Annotated in this window: 17 protein-coding genes; 8 read left to right on the top strand and 9 right to left on the bottom strand. The window is 67.2% G+C overall.

What is annotated here, in order from left to right; all coding sequences use genetic code 11:
- The first annotated feature begins 193 nt into the window (after window positions 1-193).
- From DIE08_RS09190 to DIE08_RS09170, 5 genes are all read left to right on the top strand, one after another.
- Complete coding sequence (locus tag DIE08_RS09190; RefSeq protein WP_059608093.1) at window positions 194-613, top strand: HIT family protein; 420 nt, start codon at window positions 194-196, stop codon at window positions 611-613.
- 265 nt (window positions 614-878) lie between these two features.
- Window positions 879-1,043, top strand: coding sequence for a hypothetical protein (locus DIE08_RS35575; protein ID WP_006760791.1), 165 nt, complete (start codon window positions 879-881; stop codon window positions 1,041-1,043).
- 167 nt (window positions 1,044-1,210) lie between these two features.
- Complete coding sequence (locus DIE08_RS09185; RefSeq protein WP_124624364.1) at window positions 1,211-1,870, top strand: isoprenylcysteine carboxylmethyltransferase family protein; 660 nt, start codon at window positions 1,211-1,213, stop codon at window positions 1,868-1,870.
- A 376-nt stretch (window positions 1,871-2,246) separates the two neighbouring features.
- Entirely contained in the window at window positions 2,247-2,684 is a 438-nt protein-coding gene (locus tag DIE08_RS09180) for a hypothetical protein (RefSeq protein WP_059608095.1), read from the top strand.
- 704 nt (window positions 2,685-3,388) lie between these two features.
- A complete protein-coding gene (locus tag DIE08_RS09170; protein ID WP_124901691.1) occupies window positions 3,389-4,225 on the top strand; it encodes a bifunctional allantoicase/(S)-ureidoglycine aminohydrolase in 837 nt (278 codons plus the stop codon).
- Between the two features lie 102 nt (window positions 4,226-4,327).
- On the opposite strand, the gene DIE08_RS09165 is transcribed toward DIE08_RS09170, so the two are convergent.
- Window positions 4,328-5,122 carry an aminoglycoside phosphotransferase family protein gene (locus DIE08_RS09165; RefSeq protein ID WP_124901690.1) on the bottom strand — a complete coding sequence of 265 codons (795 nt, stop codon included), beginning with the start codon at window positions 5,120-5,122 and terminating at the stop codon, window positions 4,328-4,330.
- 210 nt (window positions 5,123-5,332) lie between these two features.
- Here DIE08_RS09165 and DIE08_RS09160 point away from each other — a divergent pair, with 210 nt between their 5' ends.
- Window positions 5,333-7,456 carry a penicillin-binding protein 1A gene (locus tag DIE08_RS09160; RefSeq protein WP_124901689.1) on the top strand — a complete coding sequence of 708 codons (2,124 nt, stop codon included), beginning with the start codon at window positions 5,333-5,335 and terminating at the stop codon, window positions 7,454-7,456.
- Between the two features lie 8 nt (window positions 7,457-7,464).
- A complete protein-coding gene (locus DIE08_RS09155; RefSeq protein ID WP_124901688.1) occupies window positions 7,465-8,076 on the top strand; it encodes a trimeric intracellular cation channel family protein in 612 nt (203 codons plus the stop codon).
- 324 nt (window positions 8,077-8,400) lie between these two features.
- Here DIE08_RS09155 and DIE08_RS09150 read toward each other — a convergent pair whose 3' ends face one another.
- The 4 genes from DIE08_RS09150 to DIE08_RS09135 form a co-directional block, all read right to left on the bottom strand.
- Window positions 8,401-8,628: a hypothetical protein gene (locus DIE08_RS09150; RefSeq protein WP_059608121.1), complete on the bottom strand. Its 228-nt coding sequence runs from the start codon at window positions 8,626-8,628 to the stop codon at window positions 8,401-8,403.
- A gap of 71 nt (window positions 8,629-8,699) precedes the next feature.
- Entirely contained in the window at window positions 8,700-9,083 is a 384-nt protein-coding gene (locus DIE08_RS09145) for a DUF6232 family protein (protein ID WP_059680324.1), read from the bottom strand.
- A 123-nt stretch (window positions 9,084-9,206) separates the two neighbouring features.
- A complete protein-coding gene (locus tag DIE08_RS09140; protein WP_059528608.1) occupies window positions 9,207-9,467 on the bottom strand; it encodes a DUF2866 domain-containing protein in 261 nt (86 codons plus the stop codon).
- 220 nt (window positions 9,468-9,687) lie between these two features.
- Window positions 9,688-10,848, bottom strand: a complete 1,161-nt coding sequence (locus DIE08_RS09135; protein WP_059467242.1) for a porin — start codon at window positions 10,846-10,848, stop codon at window positions 9,688-9,690.
- A gap of 307 nt (window positions 10,849-11,155) precedes the next feature.
- Here DIE08_RS09135 and DIE08_RS09130 point away from each other — a divergent pair, with 307 nt between their 5' ends.
- A complete protein-coding gene (locus DIE08_RS09130) occupies window positions 11,156-11,962 on the top strand; it encodes a MetQ/NlpA family ABC transporter substrate-binding protein (RefSeq protein WP_124624350.1) in 807 nt (268 codons plus the stop codon).
- Between the two features lie 142 nt (window positions 11,963-12,104).
- Here the strand turns inward: DIE08_RS09130 and DIE08_RS09125 are convergent, their stop codons facing one another.
- The 4 genes from DIE08_RS09125 to DIE08_RS09110 form a co-directional block, all read right to left on the bottom strand.
- Complete coding sequence (locus tag DIE08_RS09125; RefSeq protein ID WP_124901687.1) at window positions 12,105-13,220, bottom strand: succinylglutamate desuccinylase/aspartoacylase family protein; 1,116 nt, start codon at window positions 13,218-13,220, stop codon at window positions 12,105-12,107.
- A gap of 258 nt (window positions 13,221-13,478) precedes the next feature.
- A complete protein-coding gene (locus DIE08_RS09120; RefSeq protein WP_059528597.1) occupies window positions 13,479-14,261 on the bottom strand; it encodes an ABC transporter substrate-binding protein in 783 nt (260 codons plus the stop codon).
- 225 nt (window positions 14,262-14,486) lie between these two features.
- Window positions 14,487-15,407 (bottom strand): LysR family transcriptional regulator, encoded by a 921-nt coding sequence (locus DIE08_RS09115; protein WP_185715840.1) that lies wholly within the window; start codon window positions 15,405-15,407, stop codon window positions 14,487-14,489.
- A gap of 237 nt (window positions 15,408-15,644) precedes the next feature.
- Entirely contained in the window at window positions 15,645-16,238 is a 594-nt protein-coding gene (locus DIE08_RS09110; RefSeq protein WP_124901686.1) for a DUF2867 domain-containing protein, read from the bottom strand.
- Window positions 16,239-16,251: the final 13 nt, after the last annotated feature.

Below are 16,251 nucleotides of genomic sequence, written 5' to 3'. Positions count from 1 at the left end.
GAACCCGCACTCGGAATAAACGGATGGCGACGGCCGGATATTCCACCCGGCGAGCGACACGACACGCGAGCCGGCATGCATTGTTCACCGCGATCGCGACACGGCCTGACAAGTTGAAATCCGACCCGCCGTCGGCCGATAATCGTCCGGCATCGTTCCCAGTCAAACCGCAATCGCAAAATCGGAAAACGCCATGTCCTACGACAACAACAACCCGTTCGCCCGGATCCTGCGCGGCGAACTGCCGTGCGTGAAGGTCGCCGAAGACGACGCAACGCTCGCGATCATGGACCTCATGCCGCAGGCCGACGGTCACGTGCTCGTGATCCCGAAGGAGCCGGCCGCGCAGATCTTCGAGCTGTCCGGCGACGCAGCGGCGGCCGGCATCCGCATGACGCAGCGCGTCGCGGCGGCCGTGCGCGCGGCGCTCGTGCCGGACGGTGTGTTCATCGGTCAGTTCAACGGCGCGGCGGCGGGCCAGACGGTCCCGCACGTGCATTTCCACGTGATTCCGCGCTGGGAAGGCGTCGACCTGCGGATGCACGCGCGCGACATCGCCGACGCGGCCACGCTCGAATCGCTCGCCGAGCGTATCCGCGCGCGTTTCGTGTAACGCATGGACGGCTCGTGATTAGGGCGGCGCCAGCGGGCGCGTGCGGCGACGCCGTTCGCACCTGTTTCAGCGGTCACACCACGTAACACGTGTAACCGCTCGCGAAACTCGGCCTGGCGGCTCCGGCGCTAGACTCCGCGCATTGCTGCATCGAGCGACAGGACGGGCCGGTTGCCGCCGGTTGCGTCGTCCTGCTGGCCGTCAAGGGCTGCGACGGCACGGCTTTCGCGCGATGCGACGTGTCCTTCTTGCCGGGAATCGAGCCATGTACAAAGTTCTCATCACGTTTGCGCTGATCGGCGGCCTGTCCGGCTGCTATGTCGCGCCGCCTTACGGCTACGCGCCCGCGCCGGCGTACTACGGCTATGCGCCGGCCTATTACGCACCGCCGGTCAGCGTCGGAATCGGCGGCAACTTCCGCATTCGCTGACCGGGCGGCGGCCGCGGGCGCCGCCCGCGCGTCGATCGAGCGCGTCGTTCGACGCGCCGCCGCCGCTTCTCGCAGGGAATACTCGCGCGCCGCATGACGGCTCGCGTGCGCATCGCCCGCCCGGGTTCCTATACTTCACAGGAAAGCCCCCTCCGGCGAGGCAAGCCATGGCCGTTACGCGCAAGTTCGCAATCGCTGCGAGCGTCTCCACGCTCGTCTATCTCGGGCTCGCCGTGCTCGGCATCGGTGGGTTTGCCGCCTTCTTCTCGCATCCGCAACTGACCGTCATCGCCGTCGCAACGCTCGCGCTGGCCGCTGTCGCGTTGTTGACCGAGGGCAACCTGAGCGCCGGCGAGCGCGAGAACCGCGACAATCGCTGGGTGCTCGCGGCCTTCGGCGCCAGCGGGTTGCTGCTCGCGTATGTGCCGGCGCTGACCGACCGGCTCGACGTGTGGACCTTCGGCGGCGCCACGGTGCGCTGGATCGGCGTCGTGCTGTACGTCGCGGGCGGCGTGCTGCGCATCTGGCCCGTGTTCGTGCTCGGCAAGCGCTTCAGCGGGCTCGTCGCGATCCAGCCCGGCCATACGCTGGTGACGGACGGCATCTATCGCAGGATCCGCAACCCGAGCTATCTCGGCCTGCTCGTCAATGCGGCCGGCTGGGCGTTGGCGTTCCGCTCGGGCGTCGGGCTGCTGCTCGTCGCGTTGACGATGATCCCGCTCGTCGCGCGCATCCGTTCCGAGGAGGCGCTGCTGCGCGCGCAATTCGGCGCCGAATACGACGCGTACTGCGCGCACACCTGGCGGCTGATTCCGGGTGTGTACTGACCCTCGTATGGCCCGAACGACCCGGGCGATGCCGCCGCCTCGCGGCGCGCCTCCGATGTGTTGCCACGTGTGTCCGAACCCGCGCGACGGGCACGTTCGGCATTGCCGAAAAACGGGGCTTGACCATGGCCGGAGCCCCTGCCGGCGTGCTTTGGCGGCGGTTTCCGGCAACCTTTTCCGGTCCTCTTCCGGTAAACAACTTGTTACCAGAATGTCGACGGCAAGCCGGCTCGACCGGTGCTATTCTTCGCCGCAAGCTCATTGAAATGAATTGGTCCGGGATTCGGCACAATGCCGGCATCGACGTCGATCGATTCAGATCGTCGTATCGAGCGGACTTTCGATAACCAGATTGCGAACAAGGAAGAATACGGGAATGTGGAAGAAAATCGCCCCCGCTCTCGTCGTCGCCGCGTTGACCGGCGCGACCGCACTGCCGGCAATGGCCGGTGACCTGAACAATGCGCTTGGCGGCGCGCTCGGCGGGGTTGCCGGCGCAGCGGTCGGTGGCGCGGTCGGTGGCAGCACCGGCTCCGTCATCGGCGGCGCGATCGGCGGCGGCGCGGGTGGTGCCGTGACGTCGAACCGTCGCGAGCGCACCGGCGCAATCATCGGCGGCGCCCTCGGCGGCGGCGCAGGCACTGCAGCCGGCAACGCAATGGGCGGCCGCACGGGCGGTCTGCTGGGCGCGGCCGTCGGCGGTGGCGCAGGCGCGGCGCTGGGCGGCAACATGTCGCGCAGCTCGTACGAACGCGATCACGGCGATCGCGGCTATCGTCACCGCAAGCATCGCCACCACCGCGACTGGGACTGATCGCCGCGGGCGCGGCACGGTGCGCGGCTTGCGCACCGGCGCGCCCGGTACGTCGGCACCCGATCCGACAGCCGGCCCGGCGGCCTCAGCCGGGCCGCCGTCGCCGGCAAGACCGGCGGCCCTTCACCCTCTCCGGCAGTCCATGCCCGACCCCGCTCGACGGGTTGGCACGCTCTCTCTCCCGCTTCACCTTTCCCGCTTGTAGACGACATCGCCAGTTGCATCGACATGCAGCCGCGCAGGTTCGGTCATCCTCATTTCGCACTCGTCGATCGACGCGTTGCCGCCCGGTCATCAGGATTTCCCTGATGCGCGGACGTGTCCGCGGCACGCGTTCACGGGCCATCGCGCGCAATGGCGGGTAGTGCGAAATCGAATGGATGTCATCGCAACATTTAATTGGTCGATCGGGATCGACTTCGCTATCGTCAGCGCTGCCCGCGTACGGAATCGAACCGTGCCGTCCCCCGTGCCCCGCCGTATGACCCCGAGTGTCCGCGGCCCGGCCGCCGGACCCGCAAGCATGGCTCGCCCCGCCCGCTGAACCGGGCGGGCCCGTCGCGAAGCCTGGCCGACCGAACGAAGGCGCCCGCGCTTTCAAGCCACCCCGGCAGCGATGTCCCGCCGCCGCATGCGTGCCCCACACGCGTGCCGCGCCTGCCGTTGCCACCCGGGGCCGGACCAACCCATTGCCTGGATGCTTTATGTCTAAGACAACGTATTACGCGCCGCATGGCGGCCACCCGCCGCAGACCGATCTGCTGACCGATCGTGCGATGTTCACCGAGGCGTACGCGGTCATTCCGAAGGGTGTGATGCGCGACATCGTCACGAGCTGGCTGCCGTTCTGGACCAACACGCGCCTGTGGGTGATCGCGCGTCCGCTGTCGGGTTTCGCCGAAACCTTCTCGCAGTACATCGTCGAAGTGAATCCGGGTGGCGGCAGCGACAAGCCCGAGCAGGACAAGAACGCCGAAGCCGTGCTGTTCGTCGTCGAAGGCGAGGCCGAACTGACGCTGCAAGGCAAGCAGCACACGCTGAAGCCGGGCGGCTACGCCTTCATCCCGCCGGGCGCCGACTGGACGCTGCACAACGTCAGCGATGCCGCCGTGCGTTTCCACTGGATCCGCAAGCACTACCAGGTCGTCGACGGCATTGCGCTGCCGGAAGCGTTCGTGACCAACGAGCAGGACGTCGAGCCGATCCCGATGCCGGGCACCGACGGCGCATGGGTGACGACGCGCTTCGTCGACATGAGCGACATGCGTCACGACATGCACGTGAACATCGTGACGTTCGAGCCGGGCGGCGTGATTCCGTTCGCCGAGACGCACGTGATGGAGCACGGCCTGTACGTGCTCGAAGGCAAGGCCGTCTATCGCCTGAACCAGGACTGGGTCGAGGTGGAAGCGGGCGACTTCATGTGGCTGCGCGCGTTCTGCCCGCAGGCATGCTATTCGGGTGGCCCCGGCCGCTTCCGTTACCTGCTGTACAAGGATGTGAACCGTCACATGAACCTGACGCTGAATCCGGCGCGCTAAGCGTCGCGCACGTCGGACACGAAAACCCGCTGGTGCATGCCGGCGGGTTTTTTCATGGGCGCCGCTACGCGATGCAGCCGACGGGGTGACGGCTGTCGCACGCTATTCGTCGAGCGCTGCGGCAGCCATCCTCGCGACCTGCACACGCGTATCGGGCGGCAGGTCGTCCTCCATCAGCCAGACCGCGGACAAGCCGGCCCAGGCGAGGACCCACTGCAGCAACCTGCGGCGGTCGAGTTGTGCGGCCTCGGCGACGAGCGCGCAGCGCCGCGCGAAGCGGGCGGGATCGACGGCGATGTCGTGCGCGGGATTGCAGAACAGGTTCGCGTAATCGAACGCGCGGTCGCCGCGCAGACCCTTCGGATCGATCGCCAGCCAGCCGCGATCGCCGAAGTGCAGCACGTTGCCGTGATGGATGTCGCCGTGCAGCACGACGTCGTCGACGGGCGGCGCGGCCAGCAGCCGGTGCGCCGTCGCGGCCGAACGCCGCAGCGTGGCATCGCCCGTGTCGTGCGACAGCAGCGCGTGGAACCAGTCGGTCAGCGGCACGAGCTCGGGCGTTGCCGGTGCGCGATGCGCATGCAGCCGCGCGACCACGCGGCATGCGATCCGGATCGTATCGTCGTCGTGGCCCGCGACGGACAGGCCGATGAGCGTGGGTGCCGGTTGCGCGCGTTCGAGCAGCTCCGCGTCGCTGTCGTGCAGCCACACGCGCGCGGCGCCATCCCCGTTCCACCAGGTCATCAGCGCATTGCCACGGCGCTCCTCGTCGCAGGTCGCGACCTTCAGCATCGCGGGCCGCGCGTGCCAGACGACGGGCAGCACGCCGCCGCTCGCGGTCAGGATCGGGCCGCCGTCAGGAGCGAGGTCCCACTGGCGCAGGTACGTGTCGAACATGCGGACGATGGTACAGGCGAACTGGCTCGTGCGCCGCGCGGTTCGCCCGGCACAGCCGCCCGCGCAACCCTTCCTAAATAAAATTTAGCTAGCAAAACTTAGGCTAAAGAATGTTCCGGTATCCCGGCATCCCTTCGACAATGCGCGCCTTCCGTGACCGACGGGCGCCTGTTGCGCGCCCGCGTTCGCCGCATTGAAGAAGGAGCCTGCATGACCGATCACCCAGCCAATCTTCCGCCGCCACCGGCACCGCCTCCTACGTCGCCGCGCCGTGCATGGCGCATGCTCGCGGGCGTGCTGGTCGGCCTGACGCTCGCGTGCGCGGGCATCGGCGCATGGACGATCCACCGCATCTGGACGCAGCTGCCATCCGTCGAGCACCTGGCCGTCTATCGTCCCGCGCTGCCGCTGCGGATTTTTTCGCGCGACGGCGAACTGCTGGCCGAGTACGGCGTCGAGCGCCGCGAGTTCGTGCCGCTCGAACGCATTCCGCCGCTCATGCGGCACGCGCTGCTCGCGGCCGAGGACGCGAAGTTCTACCAGCACGGTGCGATCGATATCGGCGGCCTCGCGCGCGCAACGTTCGCGAACGTCGTGACGGGACAGCCGGGGCAGGGCGGCAGCACGATCACGATGCAGGTCGCGCGCAACTTCTACCTGACGCGCGACAAGGTGCTGAGCCGCAAGCTCGCCGAGATCCTGATGGCCATCAAGCTCGAGCGCGAGTACAGCAAGGACAAGCTGCTCGAGCTTTACATGAACCAGATCTATCTCGGCGAGCGCGCGTATGGGTTCGCGGCGGCCGCGAATGTGTATTTCGGCAAGCCGCTCGACGCGCTGAGCGCGGGCGAAGCGGCCGTGCTCGCCGGATTGCCGAAGGCGCCGTCCGCGTTCAATCCGGTCGTCAATCCGGCGCGCGCGACCGCGCGGCGCAACTACGTGCTCGGCCGCATGCATGCGCTCGGCGAGCTCGACGACGCGACGTATCGCGCCGCGGCCGACATGCCGATCGCGCTGGCGACCACGCCGCCGCCCGGCATCATCGCGGCGCCGTACGTCGCGGAGCGCGCGCGCCGGATGATGGTCGAGCGCTTTCGCGACGACGCCTATACGCTCGGCCTCGATGTGACCACGACGATCTCGATGCGCGACCAGCGCGCGGCCGAAGCCGCGCTCCAGCGCACGCTGAGCCGGCAGCCGGGCACGAAGCGCGATGCGCGCAACGGGCTCGAAGGCGCGCTCGTGTCGCTGGATGCGGCGACGGGCGACATGCTCGCGCTCGTCGGCGGCGCGGATTTCAACCGCAACGTGTTCGACCATGCGCTGCAGGCGTATCGCCAGCCGGGTTCGAGCTTCAAGCCATTCGTCTATTCGGCGGCGCTGGAGAAGGGCTACTTTCCGGGCGTGCTGGTCGACGACACGCAGCGCACGCTCACCCATGAGGAAACCGGCGCGCGGCCGTGGCGCCCACGCAATTTCGGCAACCGCTACGAGGGCTTCATTCCGGTGCGGCGCGGGCTCGTCCGCTCGAAGAACCTGGTTGCGGTCAGCCTGATGCAGGCCGCCGACGCGCGCTACGTGCAGCAGCACGCGGTGCATTTTGGTTTCGACGCGCAGCGCAATCCGGCGTCGCTGCCGCTCGCGCTCGGCGCGGGCGCGGTGACGCCGCTCGAACTCGCGAGCGCATACAGCGTGTTCGCGAACGGCGGGACGCGGATGGAGCCGCGCCTGATCCTGTCGGTGAAGCAGCGTCACGGCGGCGCGATGTACGAGGCGACGACGCCTGAAGGCGCGCGCGTCGTGTCGGCGCGCAACGCGTTCGTGATGGACAGCATGCTGCGCGACGTCGTGAAGGCCGGCACCGCGCGTGGCGCGCTCGCCTTGCGTCGCGACGACGCGGCCGGCAAGACGGGCACGTCGAACGGATCGAAGGACGTCTGGTTCGCTGGCTACTCGTCGGGGATCGTCGCGGTCGCGTGGCTCGGCTACGACACGCCGCGCCCGATGGGACGCGCGACCGGCGCGACGCTCGCGCTGCCGGTCTGGCTCGACTACATGAAGACGGCCGTCGACGGACGCACGCCGGTCGATGCGACGCCGCCGCAGGACGTCGCGCTCGTCGACGGTGATTTCGTGTACGCCGAATACACGCGCGGCACGTGCACGGCGGACGTGCCGCCGTTCATCCGCAGCCGCTTCGCGTGCGGCGGCGCACCGGCGTACGAGGCGCCGGATGCATCGGGCGAGAAGGGCAAGCCCGACGAGCCGATGCCCGCAGCCGTCGATGCGGCCGAGCGCGAACGCGTGCTCGACCTGTTCCGTACCCAGGACTGAGGCGCGCGATGCATACGCTTTATCTGATCGCGATCGTCGCGGAGGCGATGTCGGGCGCGCTGATGGGCATGCGGCGCGGGATGGACCGCTTCGGGCTCGCGCTCGTCGGCGCGGTGACGGCGCTCGGTGGCGGCACGGTGCGCGACGTGCTGCTCGGCCACTATCCGCTCGGCTGGATCGCGCATCCCGAGTACCTCGTGATCACGCTCGCCGCGGCGACCGTCGCGTCGTGGGCCGCGCGGCACGTCGCGCGGATGAAGACGCTGTTCGTCACCGTCGACGCGATCGGTCTCGCAGCGTTCACGATCATCGGCTGCGATATCGGCGCGTCGACGGGCGCCGCGCCGATCATCGTCGTGCTGGCCGGCGCGATCACGGGTGTCTGCGGCGGGATGCTGCGCGACCTGCTGTGCAACGAGATGCCGCTGATCCTGCGCGAGGAACTGTATGCGAGCGTCGCGTTCTTCACGGGCACGCTGTACGTCGGGATCCAGCATCTCGGCATCGATGCCGGGTTGGCGTCGGTGGTCGCGCTGGCGGCGGGCTTCACGACGCGCATGCTTGCGGTGCGGCTGGGATGGAAAATGCGGACGTTCGGTGTCGCGGACGTCGAGCATTGAGCGAGGTTGCCGCGCGGACGCGACGATACGCGCGTGCTACGCCGGCACCATGACCGGTGGCGGCCCGTCGCCGGATAGCAATGCACAGGTGGTCTCCCATTGACGATGACTAGCCCGAAGGCTGGCGGGGTGGCGCGTTCACCTGGCTGGCCCGTTCGCGCGCGGCTGGCGGCGAACGGAGAATTGACAGGAAATGGATAATTTCGCCGTTGTAAATGAGAATTATTATCGATTCAAGGGCGAAAAGCGGCGCGTGCGCACGCGCACCGTCGGCGCGGATCGGGTGAGCCGCGCGGCGAGACATGCGGTGAAAGCGGGCCGGCCCTAGGCCAGCGATTCGATACGAATCAGCAGGTTGCGCGCATGCGCGATGAACGCGTCGTGCGTCGCGCGATCGCCGTGGCCTTCGAAGCCGGCCTGTTCGGCGAACGCGAGCTGTTCGGCGTACAGGTCGACGAGCACGCTGCGTGTGTCGGGCGGCAGCGCGCGGATCATCGAGACGAGCAGCAGTTCCTGCGCGCGCAGCATGCCGGACAGCGATTGGGCGTTCATGCCGACCTCCTCGAACGACGCGGCGGCGTGCCGCTCATTCAATAGTAGGTGGTCGGCGCGCGCAGCGGAAATCAGCCGGCGGCCGTCGCCGTCCGTGCATCGCGCACGACTTGCGCGACGCGCTCGACGAATTCGGCGTCGACGCTGGACAGCGCTTCGCGCTTGCCGTCGGGCATCTCGACCATCAGCCGGTATGTGATGTCCTGCGTGGTCCAGGCGAGATAGCCGACGACGGCGAGCATCACGCCGACGACCAGCGCGGCGCTCGATGCGCCGATGCCGCCTGCGACGGCGGTGGCCACGCCGATCAGCGAGATCAGCGACGGCACGAGGCGATTCTTCGGGATCTTGACGACATCGACGTTGCGGATGTCACGCAGCGGGAAGACCTGCCCGGCGGCCGACAGGCCGTTGCGCGTGACCATCACGCCGCGTTCGTTGAATGCGTTTTCCATCGTGTGTTGCGTGGACGAAAACGCGCAGCGTAGCAGAATTCGTTGCCGCGTCAAACGAGACCGAGTGCCGCACGATGCGTGCGGGCCGGCCGCGATGCGGGCAACGGCGGGTAACGGAGGGAGTCAGAATTGCAGCCGGCCGTCGCCGTACAGTCGGCCCGGCACGTGCGACGCGACGACCTCGGCGATCTCTTCGTCGGTCGATTCGGCCGGCACGATCTGGCGTCGCGCGGGCGCGTCGAGGTGCATCGTCCATTCGACGAGCCGGTACGGGCGGCCCCACGGGCGCTGCATTTCCACCGACACGCGGCAGCTCTGGACGGGCAGCGAATGCCGGCGCGTCAGAATCGCGTGCAGATGGCTGAAAACGGTATCTTCGATCATCTTGGGCTCCGATCCTGTCTTGTGGGCAGTTGATGCCGGTGCCGTAGTGGGTCTCAAAAAAAAAGCCGCCGATGCTCAGGCGGCCAACAGGGGGGGTGAGAGCATCCTCTCAGCCCAGAATTAAGCGAAACTTAAAAGCCCATAAAAAAGCGCCCCGCGTGGAGCGGGGCGCTTCTTGCCGTCGTCGTCCGCGAAATGAGCGGACAGTTAAGCGGATGCTTTAGAACTTGTGACGGATACCGACGCGAGCGGCCAGCTGGTTCGACGAACCGTTGCCCGACGTGCTGAAGTAGCTCGTGCTCGAACCGATCTGCGCTTGCACGCCGTTGCCCGACGCCTTCTGGTAGACAACCAGGCCGTACACGTCGGTACGCTTGCTGAGCGCGTAGTCGAGGCCCAGGTTGCCCTGGTTCCAGTGCGCCGAGTTGCCGCTTTGCGTTGCGTTCGTGTACGTGTAGCCCGCTGCTGCCGACAGGGCCGGCGTGATCGCGTACTTCACGCCTGCTTCATACGCGTTGTAGAACGTGCCCGATGCGCCAGCCGCGATCGGGGTGAACTGCGTGCGCGTCCAGAGCAGCCATGCCGTTGCCGGGCCGAAGATGTAGCGGCCGCCGACGCCGTACGTGCGCAGGTCGCGGATGTTCGTCAGCGCGATGTTCGCGATCGACGTCGAGAATGCCGGCGTCGACTGGCTCGGGAAGCGGATGTCCGTGTATGCGGCGCCGAGTGCGAACGGGCCGTTCGCGTAGTTCAGGCCGAAGCTGTATGCGCGCGACGAACCGGCCGTCGTCGTGGTGCCCGTCGTCGTCGACGGTGCGCCAGCGAAGTCGGTCGAGTTCGAGAAGCCGTACAACGCGCCGAACGTGAAGCCGGCGTAGTTCGCGCTCTGGAACTTCACCGAGTTGTTGATGCGGCTCGACGTGAGCTGGTCGATGTCGTTCACGTGGTACGCGTAGTTACCCGCGACCGTGTTGCCGCCCGTCGAGTAGTTCGAACCGAGGATGTCGGTCGAGAACGAGTACTGGCGGCCGAACGTGACCGTGCCGTATTGCGACTGGCTCAGGCCGACATAGGCTTGACGGCCGAAGATCGCGCCACCCTGGCCGATCGTGCCGTTGCCGCTGTTGAAGCCGTTTTCGAGCACGAAGATTGCCTTCAGGCCGCCACCGAGGTCTTCGGTGCCGCGCAGGCCCCAACGGCTGCCCTGGGCCACGCCGTCGTCGTACTTGAACAGCTTGCCGCTGCCGCCGTTCGCGGTCTTGCTGTGGTTCACGTAGCTGATACCGGCATCGATGACGCCATACAGGGTCACGCTGCTTTGTGCGTGTGCCGCGCCAGCCGTTGCTGCGAGGATGGCGATGGTCAACAGTTTCTTGTTCAAAGGATTCTCCGAGCGAGTAAATGGCGTGTCCAGTTGCGGTTCCGGCGCTCTCTATGGGCGCTTTCACGGACCGGTCGCAACTTTATCGGCGGGCCACGTAATGAATGTGACAGGCTTTGTCATATGACGAATCTGTGGTGCCGAAGCGACACTGGATTCTGCCCGGTTGTACAGCACGGAGTTATACCGATTCCGCCTGAGATTCGATCGGGATCCGGAATATGTACATGAAATAAGCTTGGTTGGTGCCGTTCCGGCCCCGTGCCACGATGCGCGCTTCAACAACGACACGGGACAAGAGGACACCATGCGACGTTCGATCCTGACCGGCCTCGGCGCGCTTGCCGCGGCGCTGGCCTTTGCCGCGCCCGGCGCGCACGCCGACTCCCAGACGCTGAAGATCGGCACGATGAGCGGCCCCGACGCACAGATCTGGACCGAGGTGACGAAAGTCGCCGCACGCGAAGGCCTCGCGATCAAGGTCATCGAATTCAACGACTACGTGCAGCCGAACGCGGCGCTCGACGCGGGCGACCTCGATGCGAACGGTTTCCAGCACCAGCCGTTTCTCGACAGCCAGATCAAGCAGCGCGGCTACAGGATCGTCAACGTCGGGCTGACCTACACGGCGCCGATGGGCTTCTATTCGAAGAAGCTCAAGTCGCTCAAGGACTTGCCGGTGGGCGCGAAGGTCGGGATCCAGAACGATCCGTCGAACGGCAACCGCGCGCTGCTGCTGCTGCAGAAATACGGCGTGATCAAGCTGAAGGCGGGCGCCGGCACGAACGGCGTGAACGCGACGCCGCTCGACGTCGCCGAGAATCCGAAGAAGATCAGGATCGTCGAGCTCGACGCCGCGCAGTTGCCGCGCGCGCTGCCCGACCTCGACGCCGCGTCGATCAACACCGACTACGCGGTGAAGGCCGGGCTGACGCCGGTGAAGGATGCGATCGCGATCGAGGATCTGCGCGGGCCGTATGCGAACCTGATCGCGGTGCGCGCGCAGGACAAGGACAAGCCGTGGGTGAAGAAGCTCGTCGCGGCCTATGAATCGGACGACGTCCGCAAGTTCATCGACCAGAAGTTCGGCGGTGCGATCGTGCCGGCGTTCTGAACGTCTGCCGTGGCCAGCCCGCGTCGCGGGCATCGCGCCAGACCGAAAAGCAAATCGCCCGCGCAAGCGGGCGATTTCGTTGGCGCGCCGTGCTGCGGCGCGCGGGCCGGCCGCTACTCAGGCGGCGCAGGGGTTCAGGGGCTCAGGCCGACAGCAGCGACCCGGTGCGGATCGGCGTCGCGCCGGCGATCCGCGCGACTTCCATCCCGGCGGTCGCGAAGCGCACGATCTGGCGCGCGTACAGCACGCCCGACACGCTGCTCTTCAGCGTGATCACGCGATCGGTCAGCGGATCGACGATGTCGGCCACGTCCTGGCCGGCCTCGATCCACGCGCCGACCGGCGTGCGGAACACGATCACGCCCGACACCGGCGCGACGAGCGGATCGGTGCCCGCGAGCGGCGTGGCCGGATGCGCGAGCGGCGGCAGCGGCGCCGGCGTGCCGTCGATGACGCCGCGCTCGGTCAGGTATTCGACGATCGCTTGCGCGTCCTTCTCCGCGAGTTCGTACGACACGTCGCGCTCGCTGCGCAGTTCGACCGTGACGGAGATCGCGCCGTTCGGGATCGGGAAGCGATCGCCGAAGCGGTTGCGCAGATCCGACCAGCAGAAGCTGTGGATCTCGTCGAACGGATTGCCGACCGAATTCAGCGCGAGCAGCGACGCCTGCGCGTCCAGATAGCGCGACAGCGGCTCGACCTCTTCCCACAGATCGGGGTTCGTATACAGGTGCATCACCGCGTCGCTGTCGCAATGCAGGTCGAGCACGATGTCGGCGTCGAACGACAGTTTCTGCAGTGCGAGGCGCTGCGATTCGAGTTCGGTGCGCGGCTTCTGTTCGTCCAGCGCCTCGCGCATCGCGGCGCGTACCGCGGCGAGGTTGCGCTGCGCGTCGTTCGTCAGGCGGCCTTCGATGCGCGGCAGCACGAGCGCCGCGAGATCGTAGAAATTGCGGTTGAAGTTCTGCATCGAGCCGAGCTCGAAGCGGCCGAGGTGATCGCCGAACACATGCTGCGACAGGCCGATCGGGTTCGGCACCGGGACGATGATCACCTCGCCGCGCAGCTTGCCGGCCGTCTCGAGCGCGGCGATCTTGCGGCGCAGCAGCGCGGCGACCAGCATGCCGGGCAGTTCGTCCGCGTGCAGCGACGACTGGATGTAGACCTTCTTCTGGCCGCGCGGGCCGTAGTGGAAGCTCGTGATCTGGCGTTCGGTGCCGACGGCGGGGGAAATCAGCGGATGGGTCTGCGTTTGCATGATGAGGGGAGGGCGGCGCAGCCGCGAGTGATCCGGTATGCGTGGAAGATCGATTGTACGTTGCCTTGCGCGAACCTATCAAACCGCGCGCCGGGCAAGTCGATTTCCTTTACGAATCATCGGGTTGTTGCGTAAAAAATAACGGTGCCGCGGCCCGTCGTGCATGCGTGCCTCGCAGTCTTTCGTCGCGCGCGGGCAAAAAAAACGGGCTCCTTGCGGAGCCCGTCTGCGCGGATGCGAAGCGCGCGTTGCGCGGTGTTACTTGCCGTACACGTCGAAATCGAAGTACTTCTTCGCGATCTTGTCGTACGTGCCGTCCTTGCGCATGCCGGCGATCGCGCCGTCGATCTTCGCCTTCAGGTCGGTGTCTTCCTTGCGCAGGCCGATGCCGGCGCCGTTGCCGAGCGTCTTCGGATCGTCGATGTCCTTGCCGGCGAAATCGAAGCTCGCGCCGCGCGGCGTCTTCAGGAAGCCGATTTCAGCCTGCACCGCGTCCTGCAGCGCGCCGTCCAGACGGCCGGAGATCAGGTCGGCATAGACCTGGTCCTGGTTCTGGTAAGGCACGACGTTCACGCCCTTCGGGGCCCAGTACGTCTTCGCGTAGGTTTCCTGGATCGTGCCCTGCTCGACGCCGACCGACTTGCCCTTCAGCGATTCGGCCGTCGGCATCAGGCCGGCACCCTTCTTCGCGACGAGGCGCGTCGGCGTGTTGAACAGCTTCGACGAGAACGCGATCTGTTCCTGGCGCGCCGGCGTCATCGACATCGACGACAGGACGCCGTCGAACTTGCGTGCCTTCAGCGCCGGGATCATCCCGTCGAAGTCGTTTTCGATCCACACGCACTTCGCGTTCATGCGGCGGCAGATTTCGTTGCCGAGGTCGACGTCGAACCCGACCACCTTGCCGTCAGCGCCTTTCGATTCGAAAGGCGGGTAGCTTGCGTCGACGCCGAAGCGCACGGTCGTCCAGTCCTTCGCGTATGCAGTGCCGGCCGATACGGCGAGCAGGGCTACGGTCACAGCCGCAAGAATCTTTTTCACTCGGTGACTCCTCGTTTTGTTCGATGGGTGCGCGGTTGTGCCGCGCCGTAAGCCTTCGGCCCGGCGCGGCTTCGCGTCGAGCTGTCCGTTTCGCTGCCCGATGCGGGCGCGCGACGTGCGCAAGATTATCAAGACAAAATACCGGCAGGGCGCCTAGGACATGCCCCGATACCGGACCCGACGGCCATGCGTGCGGCGCACGACCGTTTCAGACGTAGGAACGATTCAACCGAGCGTTTCGTTGACCGCGCGCTGCAGGCAGGTGACGAATTGCGATACGGCCGGCGTCGGCAGCAGGTCGCGGCGCGCGATGATCGACAGGTCGAAGCGCGGCATGCTTTCGTCGAGGTCGGCCGTGCGAATCCCGAGCGGCGCCACCATCGCGGCCAGCGGGCGCGTGAAGCAGCCGATCACGTCGGAGCGCGCCACGAGCCCGAGCGTCACCGCGAACGACATCGGCGAGCGCAGCAGGCGCTTCGGCAGCGGCAGCCCGCGCGCCTCGAACATTCCGACCATCACGCTGTGCGGGAATTGCTCGGCCCCGACCGTGACGATCCATTCGGCGTCGAGCAGTTCCTCTAACCGGCGCGCGTGCGCGAGCGGGTGGCCTTCGCGCATCACGACGGTGAACTCGGTCGACAGCAGCGGCACCTGCGTGAAATCGCGGTCGAGCGCGGGCACATGGTGCATCGCAGCGATGTCGAGCGTGCCGTTGCGCAATTGCGCGAGCGCGTCCGGCACCGTCAATTCCACCAGATGCAGGCTCACGTTCGGCATCGACTGGCGGAATGCGGTGACCGCGTGCGGCAGCGCGGTCAGCGCGATCGACGGCATCGTGCCGACCGCGACACGTCCGGACATCTCGCCTTTCACCTGCTCGACGGCCTCGACGGTGCGGCGCATGTCGCCGAGCAGCTGCTCGGCGCGCGGCAGCAGCGCATGGCCGCACGCGGTCAGCTCGACGCCGCGCACGCTGCGCGCGAGCAGTTCCGCGTTCAGCGCCGACTCGAGTTCGCGGATCGTATGCGTGATCGCGGGCTGCGTGACGCCGAGTTCGCGCGCGGCGGCGCGCAGGCTCTTGAGATGCGCGGCGGAGACGAACGCCTGGAGTTGCGCGATGTTCAGGTGGTTTCGGATGCGGGTCATCGATCGGTTCGGATCTGGCGGCGGGCCGGGGCGCCGGCGCGAAGATCGATAGGGTAGCGCGCCGCGGCGGCGAACGCCGGGCGAAACAAAAACCGCGGGGCACGCTACGGCATTTCTTTGTCGAGGTCGACGGCGAACCGATCAGGATTGCAGATGACGGTGCATGCGGGGCGTGACGTCGTCGCGATGCGCCGCGCTACGACGCACCGCGTGAAGATATCGTGGCGGCCGGGTGTGTCAGGCAAGCGCCAGTTCGACGGCCGCGAGCGTGCGGCGGCGGATCCAGCCGCTCGCGAGCCGGATCGCGAGCCAGTACGGCAGAAACAGCAGGCGCGTGCGCGTGCTCGGACAGTGCACGAAGGTTTCGGTGCGCAGCAGCCGCGTGCCGGACGACAGTCCGACGACCTCGAACCGCAGCACCAGCTTCGCATCGCGCGGATCGTCGTGCCGGACGAAGGCCTCGGCGTCGTCGATCGTGCGCACGTCGGGCGTCGGGCGCCAGAAGCGTCCGATGAGCCCCAGCGACAGCGACGTCTCGTCGCGATGCAGCAGCGTGAACGTATCGAAGCCGAAGCGTTCGCGTGCGCCTTCGGCGCGGCGGTTGGCCAGCGCACGCGCGATGGCCGCCGGCGATTCGCGCACGGCAAGCAGCGCATCGATGACCGGATCGGCGCGCATGTCGAGCGCGGCCACGGCGTCGATGATGCGCGACGGCGGCGCGTCGATCGGCCGGGATTCATGAACTTCGACGAAGCCGAACGACGGGATGAAAGGCGGCTTGCTCGCCGCGGATCGCGTGTCTGATTCAGAGACGATGCCGAACGGATTCATGGGCGTTCCGGGG

It is taken from the genome of Burkholderia sp. Bp9004, from assembly GCF_003858025.1.
Taxonomy (GTDB): Bacteria; Pseudomonadota; Gammaproteobacteria; order Burkholderiales; family Burkholderiaceae; genus Burkholderia; species Burkholderia diffusa.
This window is presented reverse-complemented; position numbering and strand designations above follow the sequence as displayed.

Excerpts from the sequence above, each read along its gene's own strand:
- DIE08_RS09190 (WP_059608093.1), top strand. The coding sequence starts at position 194 with ATGTCCTACGACAACAACAACCCGTTCGCCCGGATCCTGCGCGGCGAA.
- DIE08_RS35575 (WP_006760791.1), top strand. The coding sequence starts at position 879 with ATGTACAAAGTTCTCATCACGTTTGCGCTGATCGGCGGCCTGTCCGGC.
- DIE08_RS09185 (WP_124624364.1), top strand. The coding sequence starts at position 1,211 with ATGGCCGTTACGCGCAAGTTCGCAATCGCTGCGAGCGTCTCCACGCTC.
- DIE08_RS09180 (WP_059608095.1), top strand. The coding sequence starts at position 2,247 with ATGTGGAAGAAAATCGCCCCCGCTCTCGTCGTCGCCGCGTTGACCGGC.
- DIE08_RS09170 (WP_124901691.1), top strand. The coding sequence starts at position 3,389 with ATGTCTAAGACAACGTATTACGCGCCGCATGGCGGCCACCCGCCGCAG.
- DIE08_RS09165 (WP_124901690.1), bottom strand. The coding sequence starts at position 5,122 with ATGTTCGACACGTACCTGCGCCAGTGGGACCTCGCTCCTGACGGCGGC.
- DIE08_RS09160 (WP_124901689.1), top strand. The coding sequence starts at position 5,333 with ATGACCGATCACCCAGCCAATCTTCCGCCGCCACCGGCACCGCCTCCT.
- DIE08_RS09155 (WP_124901688.1), top strand. The coding sequence starts at position 7,465 with ATGCATACGCTTTATCTGATCGCGATCGTCGCGGAGGCGATGTCGGGC.
- DIE08_RS09150 (WP_059608121.1), bottom strand. The coding sequence starts at position 8,628 with ATGAACGCCCAATCGCTGTCCGGCATGCTGCGCGCGCAGGAACTGCTG.
- DIE08_RS09145 (WP_059680324.1), bottom strand. The coding sequence starts at position 9,083 with ATGGAAAACGCATTCAACGAACGCGGCGTGATGGTCACGCGCAACGGC.
- DIE08_RS09140 (WP_059528608.1), bottom strand. The coding sequence starts at position 9,467 with ATGATCGAAGATACCGTTTTCAGCCATCTGCACGCGATTCTGACGCGC.
- DIE08_RS09130 (WP_124624350.1), top strand. The coding sequence starts at position 11,156 with ATGCGACGTTCGATCCTGACCGGCCTCGGCGCGCTTGCCGCGGCGCTG.
- DIE08_RS09125 (WP_124901687.1), bottom strand. The coding sequence starts at position 13,220 with ATGCAAACGCAGACCCATCCGCTGATTTCCCCCGCCGTCGGCACCGAA.
- DIE08_RS09115 (WP_185715840.1), bottom strand. The coding sequence starts at position 15,407 with ATGACCCGCATCCGAAACCACCTGAACATCGCGCAACTCCAGGCGTTC.
- DIE08_RS09110 (WP_124901686.1), bottom strand. The coding sequence starts at position 16,238 with ATGAATCCGTTCGGCATCGTCTCTGAATCAGACACGCGATCCGCGGCG.